The 14,721-nt window shown below is 58.9% G+C and carries 13 protein-coding genes; 7 read left to right on the forward strand and 6 right to left on the reverse strand.

Annotation, left to right across the window (positions count from 1 at the left end; genetic code table 11):
* Window positions 1–75: 75 nt before the first annotated feature.
* From ACURWW_RS16915 to ACURWW_RS16935, 5 genes are all read right to left on the reverse strand, one after another.
* Window positions 76–1,134 (reverse strand): efflux RND transporter periplasmic adaptor subunit, encoded by a 1,059-nt coding sequence (locus ACURWW_RS16915; RefSeq protein ID WP_445618337.1) that lies wholly within the window; start codon window positions 1,132–1,134, stop codon window positions 76–78.
* A 234-nt stretch (window positions 1,135–1,368) separates the two neighbouring features.
* Entirely contained in the window at window positions 1,369–2,640 is a 1,272-nt protein-coding gene (locus ACURWW_RS16920; RefSeq protein WP_445618336.1) for a ferredoxin reductase family protein, read from the reverse strand.
* Between the two features lie 146 nt (window positions 2,641–2,786).
* Entirely contained in the window at window positions 2,787–3,536 is a 750-nt protein-coding gene (locus ACURWW_RS16925; RefSeq protein ID WP_445618335.1) for an MBL fold metallo-hydrolase, read from the reverse strand.
* A 54-nt stretch (window positions 3,537–3,590) separates the two neighbouring features.
* Window positions 3,591–4,031 (reverse strand): TIGR01244 family sulfur transferase, encoded by a 441-nt coding sequence (locus ACURWW_RS16930; protein WP_445618334.1) that lies wholly within the window; start codon window positions 4,029–4,031, stop codon window positions 3,591–3,593.
* Window positions 4,032–4,080: 49 nt separating this feature from the next.
* The gene (locus ACURWW_RS16935; protein ID WP_445618333.1) at window positions 4,081–4,794 is read right to left on the reverse strand and encodes a class I SAM-dependent methyltransferase; all 714 of its coding nucleotides are present in this window, start codon (window positions 4,792–4,794) and stop codon (window positions 4,081–4,083) included.
* A gap of 239 nt (window positions 4,795–5,033) precedes the next feature.
* Between ACURWW_RS16935 and ACURWW_RS16940 the strand changes: the two genes are divergently transcribed.
* From ACURWW_RS16940 to ACURWW_RS16970, 7 genes are all read left to right on the forward strand, one after another.
* Window positions 5,034–6,233 carry a dihydrodipicolinate synthase family protein gene (locus ACURWW_RS16940; protein ID WP_445618332.1) on the forward strand — a complete coding sequence of 400 codons (1,200 nt, stop codon included), beginning with the start codon at window positions 5,034–5,036 and terminating at the stop codon, window positions 6,231–6,233.
* A gap of 23 nt (window positions 6,234–6,256) precedes the next feature.
* Window positions 6,257–7,858 carry a carboxylesterase/lipase family protein gene (locus tag ACURWW_RS16945; protein ID WP_445618331.1) on the forward strand — a complete coding sequence of 534 codons (1,602 nt, stop codon included), beginning with the start codon at window positions 6,257–6,259 and terminating at the stop codon, window positions 7,856–7,858.
* 64 nt (window positions 7,859–7,922) lie between these two features.
* Window positions 7,923–9,518, forward strand: coding sequence for a carboxylesterase/lipase family protein (locus ACURWW_RS16950; RefSeq protein WP_445618330.1), 1,596 nt, complete (start codon window positions 7,923–7,925; stop codon window positions 9,516–9,518).
* Between the two features lie 284 nt (window positions 9,519–9,802).
* Window positions 9,803–10,942, forward strand: a complete 1,140-nt coding sequence (locus ACURWW_RS16955) for an MFS transporter (protein ID WP_445618329.1) — start codon at window positions 9,803–9,805, stop codon at window positions 10,940–10,942.
* Window positions 10,943–10,963: 21 nt separating this feature from the next.
* A complete protein-coding gene (locus tag ACURWW_RS16960) occupies window positions 10,964–11,728 on the forward strand; it encodes a phosphodiesterase (RefSeq protein ID WP_445618328.1) in 765 nt (254 codons plus the stop codon).
* A gap of 126 nt (window positions 11,729–11,854) precedes the next feature.
* Entirely contained in the window at window positions 11,855–12,568 is a 714-nt protein-coding gene (locus tag ACURWW_RS16965; protein ID WP_445618327.1) for a spermidine synthase, read from the forward strand.
* 188 nt (window positions 12,569–12,756) lie between these two features.
* Window positions 12,757–13,776 carry an isocitrate dehydrogenase gene (locus tag ACURWW_RS16970; protein WP_445618326.1) on the forward strand — a complete coding sequence of 340 codons (1,020 nt, stop codon included), beginning with the start codon at window positions 12,757–12,759 and terminating at the stop codon, window positions 13,774–13,776.
* A 449-nt stretch (window positions 13,777–14,225) separates the two neighbouring features.
* Here ACURWW_RS16970 and ACURWW_RS16975 read toward each other — a convergent pair.
* Window positions 14,226–14,721 (reverse strand): ATP-binding protein (locus ACURWW_RS16975; protein WP_445618325.1); only part of this gene is annotated, 496 nt, incomplete at its 5' end.

The following is a 14,721-nucleotide window of genomic DNA, read 5'->3' on the forward strand; positions in this document are numbered from 1 at the left end:
GTAGTTAGATTTCTTGAAGTTGCCCATAGCATCAATCCCTGAAAATGATGCCTAATTCTAGCAAAAAGAAGCTTGTTATCGGAGTTTTTCTACAGCCTCAACGGGCCGCGATCGGGCGGTTTGTTCACCGGTCGCAGCGCCATCCTCAACCGTAAACACCTGGGGCCCCTGCGGCCCTTCGGTGACTGCCTTCGGATCGATAAGGACTACATCTCGGTATTGCTGCAGGGGCAGTTTCAGCCGTACAAACTGGCCTGGCAACAACTCGCCGTCAGGGTTTGGAAACACCGCGCGCATCTGGATACTGTCAGTGCGGGGATCGATGCGCGCGTCGGTAAAATTCAACTGTCCCTCATGGGCGAAGGTGCGCCCATGGTCGAGAAGCAGCCCAGTGGTTACTGGAATGGTTACCGGACTGTCGGTCCCGTCGACAGTTGAGGCTTGCCGCAGCGCGGCGTCCCGGGCGGGCAATGTAAAGTGGACATGGATGGGATCAAGGGGCGTGATAGTGGTCAGCAGGGTACCGCTTTCCACCAGGTTGCCTTCCGCCAGTGCCTCGAGGCCAACGACGCCGGCCACGGGCGCTTCCACACGGGCGTAGCGCAACATGCGCCGGGCATCGTTCTCGGCGGCTTGCGCCTTTTGCAATCGGGCCGACGCGGCCTGCAGAGCCGTTTCGGCCTTGTCCTTGTCGTGCTCACTGCTGACCTTGCGGGCAAAAAGGTCCTGCTGACGACGCCATTCCCGCTTCGCATTGCCGTGCTCGGCCTTTGCTTCCGCCAATTCCGCCTTGGCGCGGCGCAGGGCCAGTGTGTACGGTTCCGGGTCGATCTGAAACAGGGCTTCACCCTGTTGGACGAACTCGCCTTCCCGATACAGACGATCCTGCAACACGCCACCCACCTGAGCGCGCAGTTCCACGGCGCCAGAGCTCCGCACCCGCGCGGCATATTCCCCGTACTGCACCGCGTTGCCCGTTTCCACCGCCGCGACGGTCACGGCTGCCTTGGGTGCCGTCGGCTTGGAGGCGCCCGACTCGGTGCCGCAGGCGCTCAACAGTATCGTCCCCAGTACAGCGAGCCCGGCGGGCCAGCGGAGGAGGGCGACCGAAGTCAACAACTGCATTGGATTCATTGAGTATGCTCCGGGAATTGACGGACCAGAAAGGGCGGCCAGTCAACCAGAGCATCATTAAGCGGGCGTTAAGCCAGGCCCACGGTCGGGCGCGTTATGGGACGGTCAGCGAGGTGGGCCGGCGCAGTGGGCTGGACCTGATTCCAGGGCGCCCGCTACATACCGGCAGCCCCCAATCGTATCCCCCAAGCACCGCGCCGGTCGTGACCAGCGAGGGCGGGTGTGAGGCAACAACTAACGGAATTCAAAGAACTCATGTTGCAGAGCGGAATCGGGAATACCCAGTTGCTTCATTTGCCGGCGAATATCCTCCAGCAGCCCTTTGGGGCCACAGAAGCTGATAATCAGGGACTCAGGACCGCACTCCTGAGCTATGGCAGCGAAGCGTTCCTGAAAGTCCGCGCGCGTCGCACTGCCCGACACGGGCACCAGTTCCGCGCCGCGCTGGGCTGCCATTTCGGCGAGAATGACTGCGCTGGGGAACTCGCGGCCGGGAGTGGAGAAATAGAACAGGGTAACGCGATCAAAGTTGTTGGCGGAATCATCCTGCAACCAGGACACGAAAGGTGATATGCCCACGCCGCCCCCGATCCATATTTCTCTTTTGCCATTGTCCGGACGCTTGAAACGACCGTAGGGAGCGTAGATGTCCGCGTGCATGCCCACCTGCACCTTGGCGATCAGTTTGCGCGTGTAGTCACCCAGGTTGCGAATGAGAAAATCCACACGGCCGTCCGCAGCCTTGCCGCTGGCGATGGTGAAGGGGTGCGGTTCGCGGAGGCCGTCCTCCTTCATGCTCAGAAAGCCGAACTGCCCCGGTTCGAAATCCACGGCGTTGCGCACAGGTGTAAGGCTCAAATGAACCGCGCCGCCCGCGCCGGGGGACACGCTGGCAACCTCGTATTCAGCATGCCGGGCGAGAAAGGGATAGAGAAGCAGTTTGTACAGCGCCGCTGTAATAGCCAGCGCGGACACCAGGGCGAGCCAGATCCCCGCGGGGCTGCCGAGCTCGATGGGTGAGGCAAAGCTCAGCCAGTGTGCCACAACCACCAGAAAGAGCGGACCGGACAACTTGTGCCACCAGCGCCACTGGTTGTAGGGAATTTTGCGGTTGAGGGCGAGCACTACAATGAATACCAGCACAATGTAACTGAGCTGACGAACCAGGCGCGTCGTAGGCGCGGATAGGGAAATGATCGAAGCGGTGTCCCAGGCCTTCAGATCCGCCTTGAATGCCAGGTGAAATGATGCGAAGCCCAGAGCCCAGATGCCCATCCATTTGTGCGCTTGATAAACCCGATCAAGGCCGCCAAGCGCGGATTCCACGGCCGAGACACGGCTGGAAAGAATGGCGGACCACCCCATAAGACTCAGCGCGGCGACTCCCGACGCAAGACTGATCGCGGCGGTGCTTGTCCAGTCGTTCAGCGGGATCTCGAAGGCTACAAGCACAAAAGCAATCGCCACTGGAATCGTTACTGCCTGCCAGGTTTTCAACCGCACCATGTTCACCCTTATCCGAAGATCCCGACTACCTATTAGAAACCCGGCAATGCTACCACAATCGATACGCACAACCGGTGTCTGTGGAAAAATGCGAATGCGAAGATTTACACCGCAATCGAGCGGCGGAGATCGACAGGGCGCGTGCACTAACCCTGGGGGCTGTGGGCCATCTGCTCACAATAATGTTGCAAATGCTCCGGCAGATCCGGCGGGCACACACCGCATTGGCGGTTTCCGGGAACAGCGTAGTCAATGAATTTGGGGTAGGGCAGATTGAGGTTGGTCATGATCTCGCGAAACTCCTCTAGACTTTTCTGCTTGCCCAGGCGTGCATTGCGGTCTTTTTCCTGGGCAATACTGGACACGCGCCGCTCCTTGTAGTCGTGGGCGGGATAGACCAGGTAATCATCCGGAAGAGTGAACAGTTTTTCGTTCACGCTTTTGTACAGTGCATCCGCGTCACCGTTCTGAAAATCTGTACGGCCGCAGCCTTCAATAAGCAGGGCGTCGCCGGTAAACACTCGCTCCTGAAAGACGTAGGCAAAGTGCCCATCGGTGTGGCCCGGCGTATGAATCGGCTGCAAGGTGATACTGCCCACCTGGAAGGGCTTGCCTTCTTCCAGCCCCTCGTCCGTGCAGTCCAGCTTGTCGACCGCGGGGTTGGCGATCTTGCTTCCCACCTTGTTTTTCATTTCCAGCGCGGAGGTGATGTGGTCCGCGTGGATGTGGGTATCCACTGTGTACGCCAGTTTCATTCCCAGCTTGGTGATTTCCTCCAGGTCCCGGTCGATACTGTTTACCACCGGATCCACGAGAACGGCCTGGCCGGTGTCTTCACAGCCGAGGAGATAGGTGTAGGTACTGGAGACCGGCTCGAAGAGTTGACGAAATATCATCGGTAAGCTCCCTTGATGTTGGCTGTAGTATTCGGCTGTCGAGTTCAGGTCCAGTCATTCGTTTCCGCCCACCTGTTCGATGATTTGGGGCAGAACACTCGCGTCAATGCCCAGCCTTTGTGCCTGTTCCATAAGGTCCTGGACGGACGCATCCTCAAACAGCGCCTGACCGGCCGCCCAGAGCAGGAATGAGCGCCGCCCGCTGCCGCAGTGAGCGAATACCGGCTTGCCTTTGTCCGACATGGCCAGGTGAAAAGCTTCCACATCCGAGTGGGAAATACTCTCGGCACTGACGGGAATGTGGACGTAGTCCATGCCTTGTGCTTCGGCTGCGCGGCGAACCTGTTCGGAGCCGGGTTGATCCGCTTCTTCCTGGTCGGGGCGGTTACTGATCAGCGTTTTGAAACCCTGGCGGGCCAGCTCGGCGACCTGTTTCGGCTGGACCTGACCGCCGACTACAAGTTGGTCGGGGACAACTATTTTGAATTCGGGCATGGGGGCTCTCCTTAGCGTGCAGAAGGACGACTGCTTCCGATGACGGGGGTTACCCCGGTTTCACCTTGGGCGTGCATACGCGGCAGTTCTCCTCCGCAGCGCCGCCTCCACTCTCCACATAACGCACCTTGTGAATGGCGGAGCCACGGTTGCTGGAGAACTGAAAGCGGGCGCCGGCCCGGTTGACTGCCACGGCCTGCACCACAGCGGCGGGCCCTGTGTGAAACCGCCCCTCGCGGACCTCCCGTTCGGTTTCCGCCAGGCGCTGAATGTCGAGGCCATCCAGTTCATCGCGAAGATCATCGGGCTCCACCAAAAGGCTGCGCTCGGGTGGTCCACCCGTGGCATAGTCCAATTGACGCGGGGTATAGGCTTCCAGCAGAAAAACCCCATCCCGGCCTAGCGCCGCCGGCACCTGTTCGTAGACCCGGCGGCGTAGCTCCGGCGGCAAGTGGCAGAATATGGAGACGATGCCTTGCCACTGATTGCGACCGAGGTCGAAGTCAGCCAGGTCCGCGTGAACAAGGTCCAGTTGTACTCCCCGGCTGTCCGCCAACTTGCGCGCCTTGTCCAGCCCCACTTTCGAGGAATCGACGGCCGTGACCTCATAACCTTTAGCGGCCAGAAAGACCGCATTGCGGCCCTCTCCTTCCGCAAGGCACAGCACCCGTCCCTGGGGAATCAGGGAATAATGCTGTTTAAGGAAGTGGTTGGGCTCGGTCCCGTATACGTACTCATCGCTGCTGTATCGTTCATCCCACATTGTGGCGTCTCGTTTTAACAAGGAATGTGATTATCTTGCTATCGACCCCCTGCTTAGCCATGGTGTTCAGGCGAGACTGCAAACTGCGCACCGGTGGCGCCCAAGTGCTCCGGTTGATGGTTGCGAGAACCTGGTTCCCAAATAGTTAAGAAACGTTGCTCAAGTGTGGAGACCCCGGAAATTATGCTAGTTTCGAGCTTTTCGAGCTGTTTTTGTCGCAACCTTCAGGAACGCCGCATATGCCCACCACCAAATGCCTGTCGCGCTGCAACCGCCGTGAATTTGTCGGTCTGGGTCTGTCAGCGGGGGCTGCGCTGCTCACTGCGCCCTACGTCACGAACTCGCTTGCCGGAGAGGGTGAACACATGAAGCCAACGGTCAACAAAGCCTGGGCCCAACAGCAACTGCGGGGCGGCGAAGCGTTCGTTATGCCCTCGCTCATGCCCGATCTCAAAACGCTGGACGAGGAGGGCATTCGCCAGGATGTGCGCCACGCCATTGCCCAGGGCTTCTGCTCGATCCTGCCGCTGCCCCTGGGTATCGACGCCGGAGCCGAGCGGCAGATGCAGGGCATCATCGCGCAGGAGGCGCAAGGCAGGATTCACAGGGTAGGCATTATTCGCCCGGGCCCCTGGAGCACTTTGAAAGGCGCGGTACAGGCCCAGGAAGAGGCGGGCGTCTCCCACGCCTTGATGTACTTCAATCCGCAGCTTGCCAGCCAGGAGGCCATGTATGAGCAGATGCGCGAGGTCATCACTAACACTCGTCTGGGGATCGTGCTTTACGCCAAACCCAGCCCGGAAATAACCCATCTGGATCCCACCGGCCTGCCACTGGATGCCTTCGACCGCCTGGCCGACCTGGATAATGTGATCGCGGTGAAATTCACCCAGGTCACCAGGCCAGCCAATGCCTTTGCATTGGCTGAGCGCCTGGGGGACCGTTTGCTGCTGGGTGTGGTGGACCTGGAGCTGATGCTGTTGCTGTCGGCCCGTTACCCCATGCAATGGACAGGACAGTGGGGCATCGATTCGCTGCAATCGCCGGACACGCCCTGGGTGACCGAATTTCTCCACTTGCTGCGCCGGGGTAAGCAGCAACAGGCCTACAAGCTCTATTGGCAGTTTGAACCCATTGCCAGCGCGTTCTACGCCTTGCAGGAGCCCTCGCTCAGCATCGGTGGGCACCCCTGGCTGCACATCAAGTACATGAAATGGCTCACCGGCGGTAACGGTGGTTTGCTGCCAGACCTGAAAGAACCGCCCGAGCGCGTGCCGCCGCTGGATGCCCGAGCGCGCGAGCAATGCCGAGAGATCTTTGCGCGGGTGGGGATTGCCACCGTGGATCTCCCTGATGAGTCCTTTGTGGTGGGCAACGCCGCCTACGCACGGGGTGTTCGATTGAAGGATTTGCCGGCTTTGCCGCACTACATAACTTAGAAGAGCTTTTGACAGGGGGACTTATGCAGCGTCGACAATTTTTAATGGGCGCCTCGGTCTTGACCACGGCGGCCTGCCTGGGCCGGGTTGGTGCGGCGCAGGCGGATGTATTTCCGGTGGTGGAAACAGCCAACGGAAAATTGCGTGGCCTGAACTATGGCGGCGTGTCCGTCTTCAAGGGCGTTCACTACGGCGCGGATACCGGCGGAGCCAACCGATTTCTACCGCCACAGCCGGTAAAGAAGTGGCGTGGCCTTCGGGACGCTTCAGGTTATGGAAACATCGCGCCGCAGATCCCCGGCAACCGTCGTCATGTGTATGCCGATCTCATTCTCAACGATGTGCAGCCCGGCGGCATGGGTGAAGATTGCCTGGTGCTGAATGTGTATACACCGGAAGCCAGGGCGGGCGGCAAGCGGCCGGTCATTGTGCGCTTTCACGGTGGGGGTTTTTACGGCGGGTCCAGCAATACACCGGGTGCTGATGGCTGGATGCTGGCAGGCTTTGGCGATTGTGTGGTGGTTACGGTCAATCATCGCCTGAGCTCGTTGGGCTATTTGTATCTGGGCGACGAAGGTGAGTTTGCTGATTCCGGTAGCGTAGGACTGCAGGACCTCGTGGCCTCATTGGAGTGGGTCAGGGAGAATATCGAGATGTTCGGCGGCGATCCCGGCCGCGTCATGATCTTTGGTCAGTCCGGCGGCGGCGCGAAGGTGAGCAATCTGCTGACCATGCCTTCGGCACAGGGCCTCTTTCACAGCGCCGGGGTAATGAGTGGCTCGGCATTGACCTCCATGACCCGTGAAGAGGCTGAACGAGTCTCCGACCGCTTGCTGAAGCAACTCGGCCTGACGAAAAAAGACATCAAAAAACTTCAGCAACTGCCCTTTACCACTTTGTTGAACGCCCAGGCGGAAGTGGAGGCGGAAGAGCGCTCCCGGGGTGAAGCTCCGCGCTCGTTCTCTCCCGTTATTGGTGACGCGCTGCCGCGCCATCCCTTCACCCCGGACGCGCCGCCACTGGCCAAAGACATTCCAATGATCGTCAGCTCCGTATTGGACGAGCGCACCTACCGGCAAACCAATTTCGCAATGACATGGGACCAGGTGAAGGCGGGACTGGAAAAACGCGTCGGGAAGGATGCGGAAGATTTGCTGAGGATGTACCGTCACGAAGACCCCAAGGCGAGTCCCTTCATCATCAACGCGCGCATCGACACGGACGCCACATTCCGTCGCAGCGCCCATGTGATGTCCGACCGGAAGGCAGAGCAGGGCGGGGCACCGGTCTGGAAGTATCTGTGGACAGTCCCGAGCGCAGCTTTCGGTGGCCGCTACGGTGCCGTACACGGTGTGGACGTGGCCTACTCCATGTACGACATCCGTTTTCCACTGGCAGGACCCACCGCCGAGAATAAAAAGCTTGCGGAACAGCTGGCCAGTGCCTGGGTGTCCCTCGCCGCCACCGGCGACCCCAACAACAAGCGCACGGCGAAATGGCCGAGCTATGACACAAGCAAGCGCAGCACGCTGGTATTCGGCGAAAATACCTCTGCGGTGGACGACCCTCGCAAGGAATTCCGGGCGTACTGGGCTGCGCAAGCTGCGGGTGATCGCATCATCTGATGCGCTCCCTCCCAATGGCACAAGGTGGCTAACCCTGAATAGACAGACAACAGAGGACAGAATAATGATAAAACGCCGAGCGTTCATCGGGGGTGGCGTTGGTCTTACGACTAGCGGGCTGCTCTTGCCGCCCCTCGCTTTCGCCACGAAGGAGCCCATCGTGGAGACTGCCCAGGGCAAAGTACGGGGCCGCGTCAACACGCGGGGTGTTCATGTGTTCAAGGGTATGCGCTACGGAGTCGCCAAACGTTTTCTGCCGCCCACTGAGCCGAAGGCCTGGAGCGGTATACAAGACGCTTTTGATTACGGGCATCAATCGCCGCAAATCCAGACTCGATTGGCAGGCCCGCAGCCCATGTCCGACGACTGCTTGCGTATCAACGTGTGGACACCCGGCATCGATAGCGCCAGGCGTCCGGTTATGTTGTGGTTTCATGGCGGCGGCTTCGAAGCAGGCAACGGTTCGGAGCCCTTGTACGAAGGCAGTAATATCGCCGCCCGCGGTGATGTGGTGGTGGCCACCATTAACCATCGTCTGAATGTGTTTGGTCACTGCCATTTGGGCGGCGTTTTGGGTGAGGATTTCGCCCAGTCCGGCAATGTGGGCTTCCTGGATCTGGTGGCGGCCATGCGCTGGGTGAAGGAAAACATCGCGGGTTTTGGCGGCGACCCGGACAATGTGATGATTTACGGTCAGTCCGGTGGCGGACGTAAAGTGAGCCTGAGTTATGCGGCCGACTTGGCGAAAGGTTTGTTCCACAAAGGCGTGGTGCAAAGTGGCTCCCACCTGAAGGTGCAACCATTGGAGGTGGCCCACCAACTGGCGGAGAACCTTTTGAAGGAGCTCGGCATCAGCAAACAAAATGCGTTGAAACTGCAAGAGGTGGATATTGATGTGCTGACCACCGCTCAGCGCAAAGTAGCCGCTGCGGCGGGCACCCGGTTTTCGCCGGTATTGGACGGCGTGACCTTCCAGCAACATCCCTGGTTACCGGACGCGCCGACCCTTTCCAATGATCTGCCCATGATGCTCGGCACCACCCGTACTGAATTGACTAACCAGATGGGCGGTATTCCGGGCATCTTCGATATGAATGAAACTCAGGCAAAAGAGCGCTTGAAAAGCTTTATCGAAGAATCGGACATCAACGAGGCCTGGGAAATTTTCACAGCCTCCCGGCCACAGGCCAATCCTTCGGAGATCTTCTTCACCATCGTGTCCGCGCGGGGCTATGTGCGGGATCAAACCATCATGGCCGAGCAGCGCATCAAGGGCGGTGGCAGTGGCAAAACCTTTGTTTACCGCTTGATGTGGCGCCAGCCGGTGGAGGAGGGGCGCCGCGTCTCGCAGCACTCCCTGGATTTGCCCTTCATGTTCGACAACGTCCATACCGTGCCCCATATCACCGGCCCCGAAACCGATCACACCCGCGCCATGGTGGACAACATGGCCAATAGCTGGATTGCCTTTGCCCGTACTGGCGACCCCAATAACGCCAGCATTCCCGCGTGGAATGCCTACGATCTGCAGCAGCGCAGCACCATGATGTTTGATGTGCCCAGCTACGCTGTGAACGATCCCCACAGGGCGGAGCGGGAGTTCATGGCTCGGTACCCGAGCCAGCAGGAAGGGCGCATCGCGCTCCACCGAAGGGGATAAACATCAGCCGCCATCGGAATCGCTCAGCCACCGGGTAAGACGCGGAACCGTTCACGAGTGGTTCGCCCGGAACCATTAAGGGTAGCGGGAAGCCGCGCCTGCCCAATCTTGCACCGCAGCCTTGGCTCAAGAACGGCTTGGCCGTGAAGCAGATCGATGTGCTCCAACCAGTAGCCTTTCGAGCCATATTGACACCTCGGGCATCGAGGGTTAGTCTTCGATCTTACCTCGAGGCCCGATGCCTCGATCATGGAGGTCGGATGTCACTAACTCTACGCATCGTATTGGCACTGGGGCTCGCTCAAACGCTGGCGTGGGGATCGACTTACTACCTCCCTGCGATTCTGGCGGCTCCCATGGCTGATGACCTTGGCGTAGACACCAGCACAATATTCGGAGTTTTCTCTCTCGCGCTGATCATCACCGCGATCATCGGCCCGATTGCGGGCTCAAGCATCGACCGGCATGGCGGCCGCATGGTCCTTGTTATATCCAACATCGTTTTCGCCGCGGGCCTCCTCACGTTGGCGGTTGCCGACAGCGTGATATTGCTTGGCGTCGGTTGGCTGGTGATCGGGGTAGGGATGGCGCTCGGGCTCTATGAAGCGGCATTCTCAACGCTCGCCGGAATTCTCGGCCAGAATGCACGCCCGGCAATCAGCGGCATAACGCTGTTGGCAGGTTTCGCCAGCACAGTTTGCTGGCCGGTGACAGCCTGGCTGGAAGCAGAGTTCGGCTGGCGCAGCGCCTGCGCTGCCTGGGCTGCGATGCACCTTGTAGTTGGGTTGCCACTCAACGCCCGCTTGCCACACGGAAGGAAAGGGCGATCCGACCCGGGGGCGCCACCCGCAGCCCCGGCACCGCTCCGAGTCACCGCGCTCCTTGCATTCGTTTTTGCGGTGACCTGGTTCACGAGCACAGCGATGGCAGCGCACCTGCCATGGATATTGCAGGAATCGGGACTGAGCCCCGCCATGGCCATCGCTGCTGCGGCGCTCGTTGGTCCCGCACAGGTCGCCGCGCGCTTTCTCGAAGTTATTCTCCTGCGGAGATTCCACCCTCTGATATCCGCGCGTCTCGCGACCGTTTGCCATCCGCTCGGCGCCGTCGGGCTGATATGGGCGGGGGCATCAGCGGCTACACCGTTCACCCTGATGCATGGCGCAGGCAACGGCATTCTCACCATTGCTAAAGGAACCTTGCCGCTTGCGATGTTCGGCCCGCAGGGTTACGGCCGAATGCAGGGCATCCTCATGGCACCGGCACGGCTCGCACAAGCGCTCTCACCGTTCCTGTTTGCGGTTCTAATCACCCATTTCGGCACTGCCGCACTGACTTTTACAGCACTGCTCGGCGTACTCGCATGCTTTGCGCTTTTTGTCCTTCAACCATCGTTCAGGACTCAGCCATCACCCGTTGGCTGACGACCCGGAGGATCTTTTCATATGAAGAAGGTTATTTGGATGACCGATCTACACCTCACTGCACCCGGCGCGCTCTGGCCCGCCAATGTCGATCCGGTCGATCGGTTTCGACGCATCCTGGACGAGGTTGGTGCACGGCATCCCGATGCGGATCGACTGGTATTGACTGGCGACTTGGTCCAATCCGCTCATCCCGATGGATACAAGGTCTTGCGCGGATTGGTCGGGGACTTTTTCACGCCCGTGCGACTGCTCGCGGGGAATCATGATAGCCCTCCGTCGCTGCGACAAGTGTTCCCCGAAAGCACGGATAATGATTCTTTCATCCATTCAGCGGAAGACCTGGGCGGGATGCGGCTTGTGTACCTGGATACGCGGGCTGAGGGGCAACCGCAAGGAGAGCTTTGCAGGACTCGTCTTTCCTGGCTGGAGGCCCAACTCGATAAAGCCGGCGACCGGCCTGTGCTGCTGTTTATGCACCACCCGCCAATGTCCATTGGAGTTCCGGCCCTGGATCGTCTTCGACTGATCGATAGCGATGAGCTTGCGCGCATTCTTCTCACCCACCAACCGGGGGTGCACATCTTCTGTGGTCACGTACACCGAAACGCCTGCGGAAATTGGAAAGGGCATTCGTTCGCAACCCTCAAGAGCACCCATGTCCAGTTCACGTTCGACTCAGTCGCTCCGCGCCTGTCGCGGAGTGCGGAACCTCCAGGATATGGATTGATCCTTTTTGATAGCGATTCGGTTACGGTCAATTATATCGATACGCCTTTTAACTGATCGCAACACGACGATACCGGGAGCCATTTCACCCGTTCCAATCCCAGCCAGGTTTCAGCGATAATAGAGCTCGCCCAAGCCCGTTCGATTTTTGATAACATGCGGGTCTTTGCCAGGAACTCGCCCATGGGTCGCCTTTTTGAAGAAATTGATGCGCAAATAACGCCGCTCGGGGAGATATCCCTGCGCCGGCGGAGGATTCCGGCTGTAGGCGACCGCGACATCTACGAAGTGAAGCTGAACGACGAGTTTCTGATGTCCAGCCTCTTTGTGGAGGCGGAGGTGGCGCTCGCGGATCTGGCGCTCAAAGAGGTGGACGGGGCTCAGCTGCAGGTGGTGGTCGGCGGCCTTGGCCTTGGTTATACCGCCGAGGCGGCGTTGAGAGATGCACGTATCGTGGACCTGATCGTCGTCGAAGCACTCCAGCCGGTTATTGACTGGCATCGGCAGGGAAGGGTGCCCATCGGGGAAATACTGAATGCCGATGCCCGTTGCCGTTTTGTTTGCGATAGCTTTTTTCGCCTGGCCTCAGGGCCCGGCCTTGATCCTGAAGATCCCGATCGCCTGTTCGATGCCATTCTGCTGGACATTGATCACTCGCCAAGCGCTCATCTGAACGCCACGAACGCTGGATTTTACACCGCCGAGAGTCTCGGCCGAATGGCCCGCCAGATCAAACCTGGCGGCGTGTTCGGTTTATGGTCCAACGATGCTCCGGACGGAGCTTTCATTGATGAGCTGCAACAGGTGTTTGCGGAGGTCGAAGCCAAGGTCGTGTCATTCTACAACCCGTTCCAGGAAGATCCCGCGAGCAATACGATCTACCTCGCCAGGCGGTAAGAGCGTCAGCCTGGCTGTCGGCTTTCCTGCTTTACCCACCATGGAAACGGGGCAACCACTGCCTTAGAATGACTGGCATTCCCGCGACTCCATTCTGCATCCGGTGTGCGGAAACGCAGTCCCGGTAGAGCTCTCGGGCTGAGCGACGGACTGAAGGCTGCAAATTCACGGTGAAAGAGGTGTGTGAGATGGCGAAAAAGATTACGGTGATCAGAGGCGATGGAATCGGTCCGAGCATCGTGGATGCCGCCATCCGAATACTGGACGCCGCCGGCTGCGACTTATCCTACGAGTACGTGGTAGCCGGCTTGAGTGCGCTGGAGGCGGGTGGATCGCTGTTACCCGACGACACCCTGGATGCCATTGAACGTAACGGCATCACCCTGAAAGGCCCCCTGACCACCCCGATCGGAAAAGGCTTCAGCTCCATCAACGTCGACCTGCGCCAGCGGTTTCAGCTCTACGCGAATGTTCGACCGGTAATCTCCTTCGAAGGGACCAAGGCGCGTTACAGCGACGTGGACATTATCACGGTCAGGGAGAATACCGAGGGGATGTACTCCGGCCGCGGCCAGGTGGTCTCGGATGATCAGAAGGTGGCGGAAGCCCTGAGTGTGATAACGCGAGAAGGGTCCGAGCGCATACTGCGGTTCGCCTTTGAACTGGCTCAGCGGGAAAATCGCCGCAAGGTCACAGTCGTTCACAAGGCAAACATTCTGAAATCAACATCGGGTCTGTTTCTGGACACAGCGCGGGAGGTGGCGAAAGGCTACCCGGCACTGGAGTTCAACGAGATGATCGTCGACAACGCCTGTATGCAACTGGTGATGAACCCGCAACAGTTCGACGTAATCGTTACGACGAACCTGTTTGGCGACATTCTCTCTGACCTGTGCGCTGGCCTGGTTGGCGGCCTGGGCATGGCGCCCGGCGCGAATATTGGCAATGACTGCGCCATTTTCGAGGCGGTGCACGGCAGCGCGCCGGACATTGCCGGCAAGGACATCGCCAATCCAAGCTCCGTCATTCTCGCAAGCTGCCAGATGCTGGACTACCTGAATATGGGAGACAAAGCCGCGCGTATTCGCCAGGCCTTGCGGGAGGTAATCGCCTCCGGAGACCGGACCACCCGCGATCTGGGCGGCAATTCCGGCACAGTGGCGTTTACCGATGCAGTCATCGAGCGGCTGGGGGCTTCAGAACGCTGAAAGTCTGCCGCAGGAGCGGTGACGGGGGGCGCGACCTAATTGGCTCCCTTAAGCTCCTCGGCCATGATTCAACATAATATACATTATGCGAACCGGAGGTTTGATGGAGCGTGCGGCAGATGACCTGGTAAAAATCATCGAAAACGAGAACGTTGGACAGCGTGAGATTTCCGTAAACCGTATGAAAACAACGGCTTAGCGTCACGCCTGCTCATCCTGTCGCCGATTCGCGGTCGATTTTGTACCCATGGTTCGGCTTTTTTTTACTCGTCCGCAAGCTAGGCCTGCGAGGCCGGCAGCCCCTGTGCACAGGTGTGCTGTAAGTGCAGCAAGCCTGTATAGCGTGTTCATGTAATCCCAATTCTTCAAATTTGCACTTCCTAGGGCATTGGCACTCTGCTTTACATCCCATCGTAATAGCCGAGCACTCATCGGCTTGCTCCTGGGCGTCAATACAGACTCAAGCCTGGCGAGCCCTTGAGACCTTCGCGTATGCCCATGACAGCCAGTCGCGTCGCATTTGCGTTCGATGATCCCTTCCGAACATAAGGAACCTCCGTGGTGGTAAGAAAATTCCATCTGGTCGTTCTTGAAGTTAAAACGCAAACAACCCAAACACCCGATATCTTTACCTCGGATATGCTGAAGCAGTTTGACTCTGTCAGGTTCTCAAAAAGCAGCTTATTTAGGTCCTTGCAGTACGAACTGAGCGCCTCTTGCAGAGAAGCTTTGTACGCCCTGCGGACTTGCTCGTCTATGCCCACCAGTTCTACGTTGTCTGTGACGCCGATAATCAAATCGCCGCCTTCAGTGTTTGAGAAAGCGCATATCGTTTGAGCGATCTCAACAGCTTTTGTATCGCCCTTGTCCCCCTGTGTCAGGATAGTTGTCGCCTTCTTTGAACCAGGAAACATCAACAGGGGGCGGTAAGAATGAGTCAATGCC

Source organism: Gilvimarinus sp. F26214L (genome assembly GCF_054401055.1).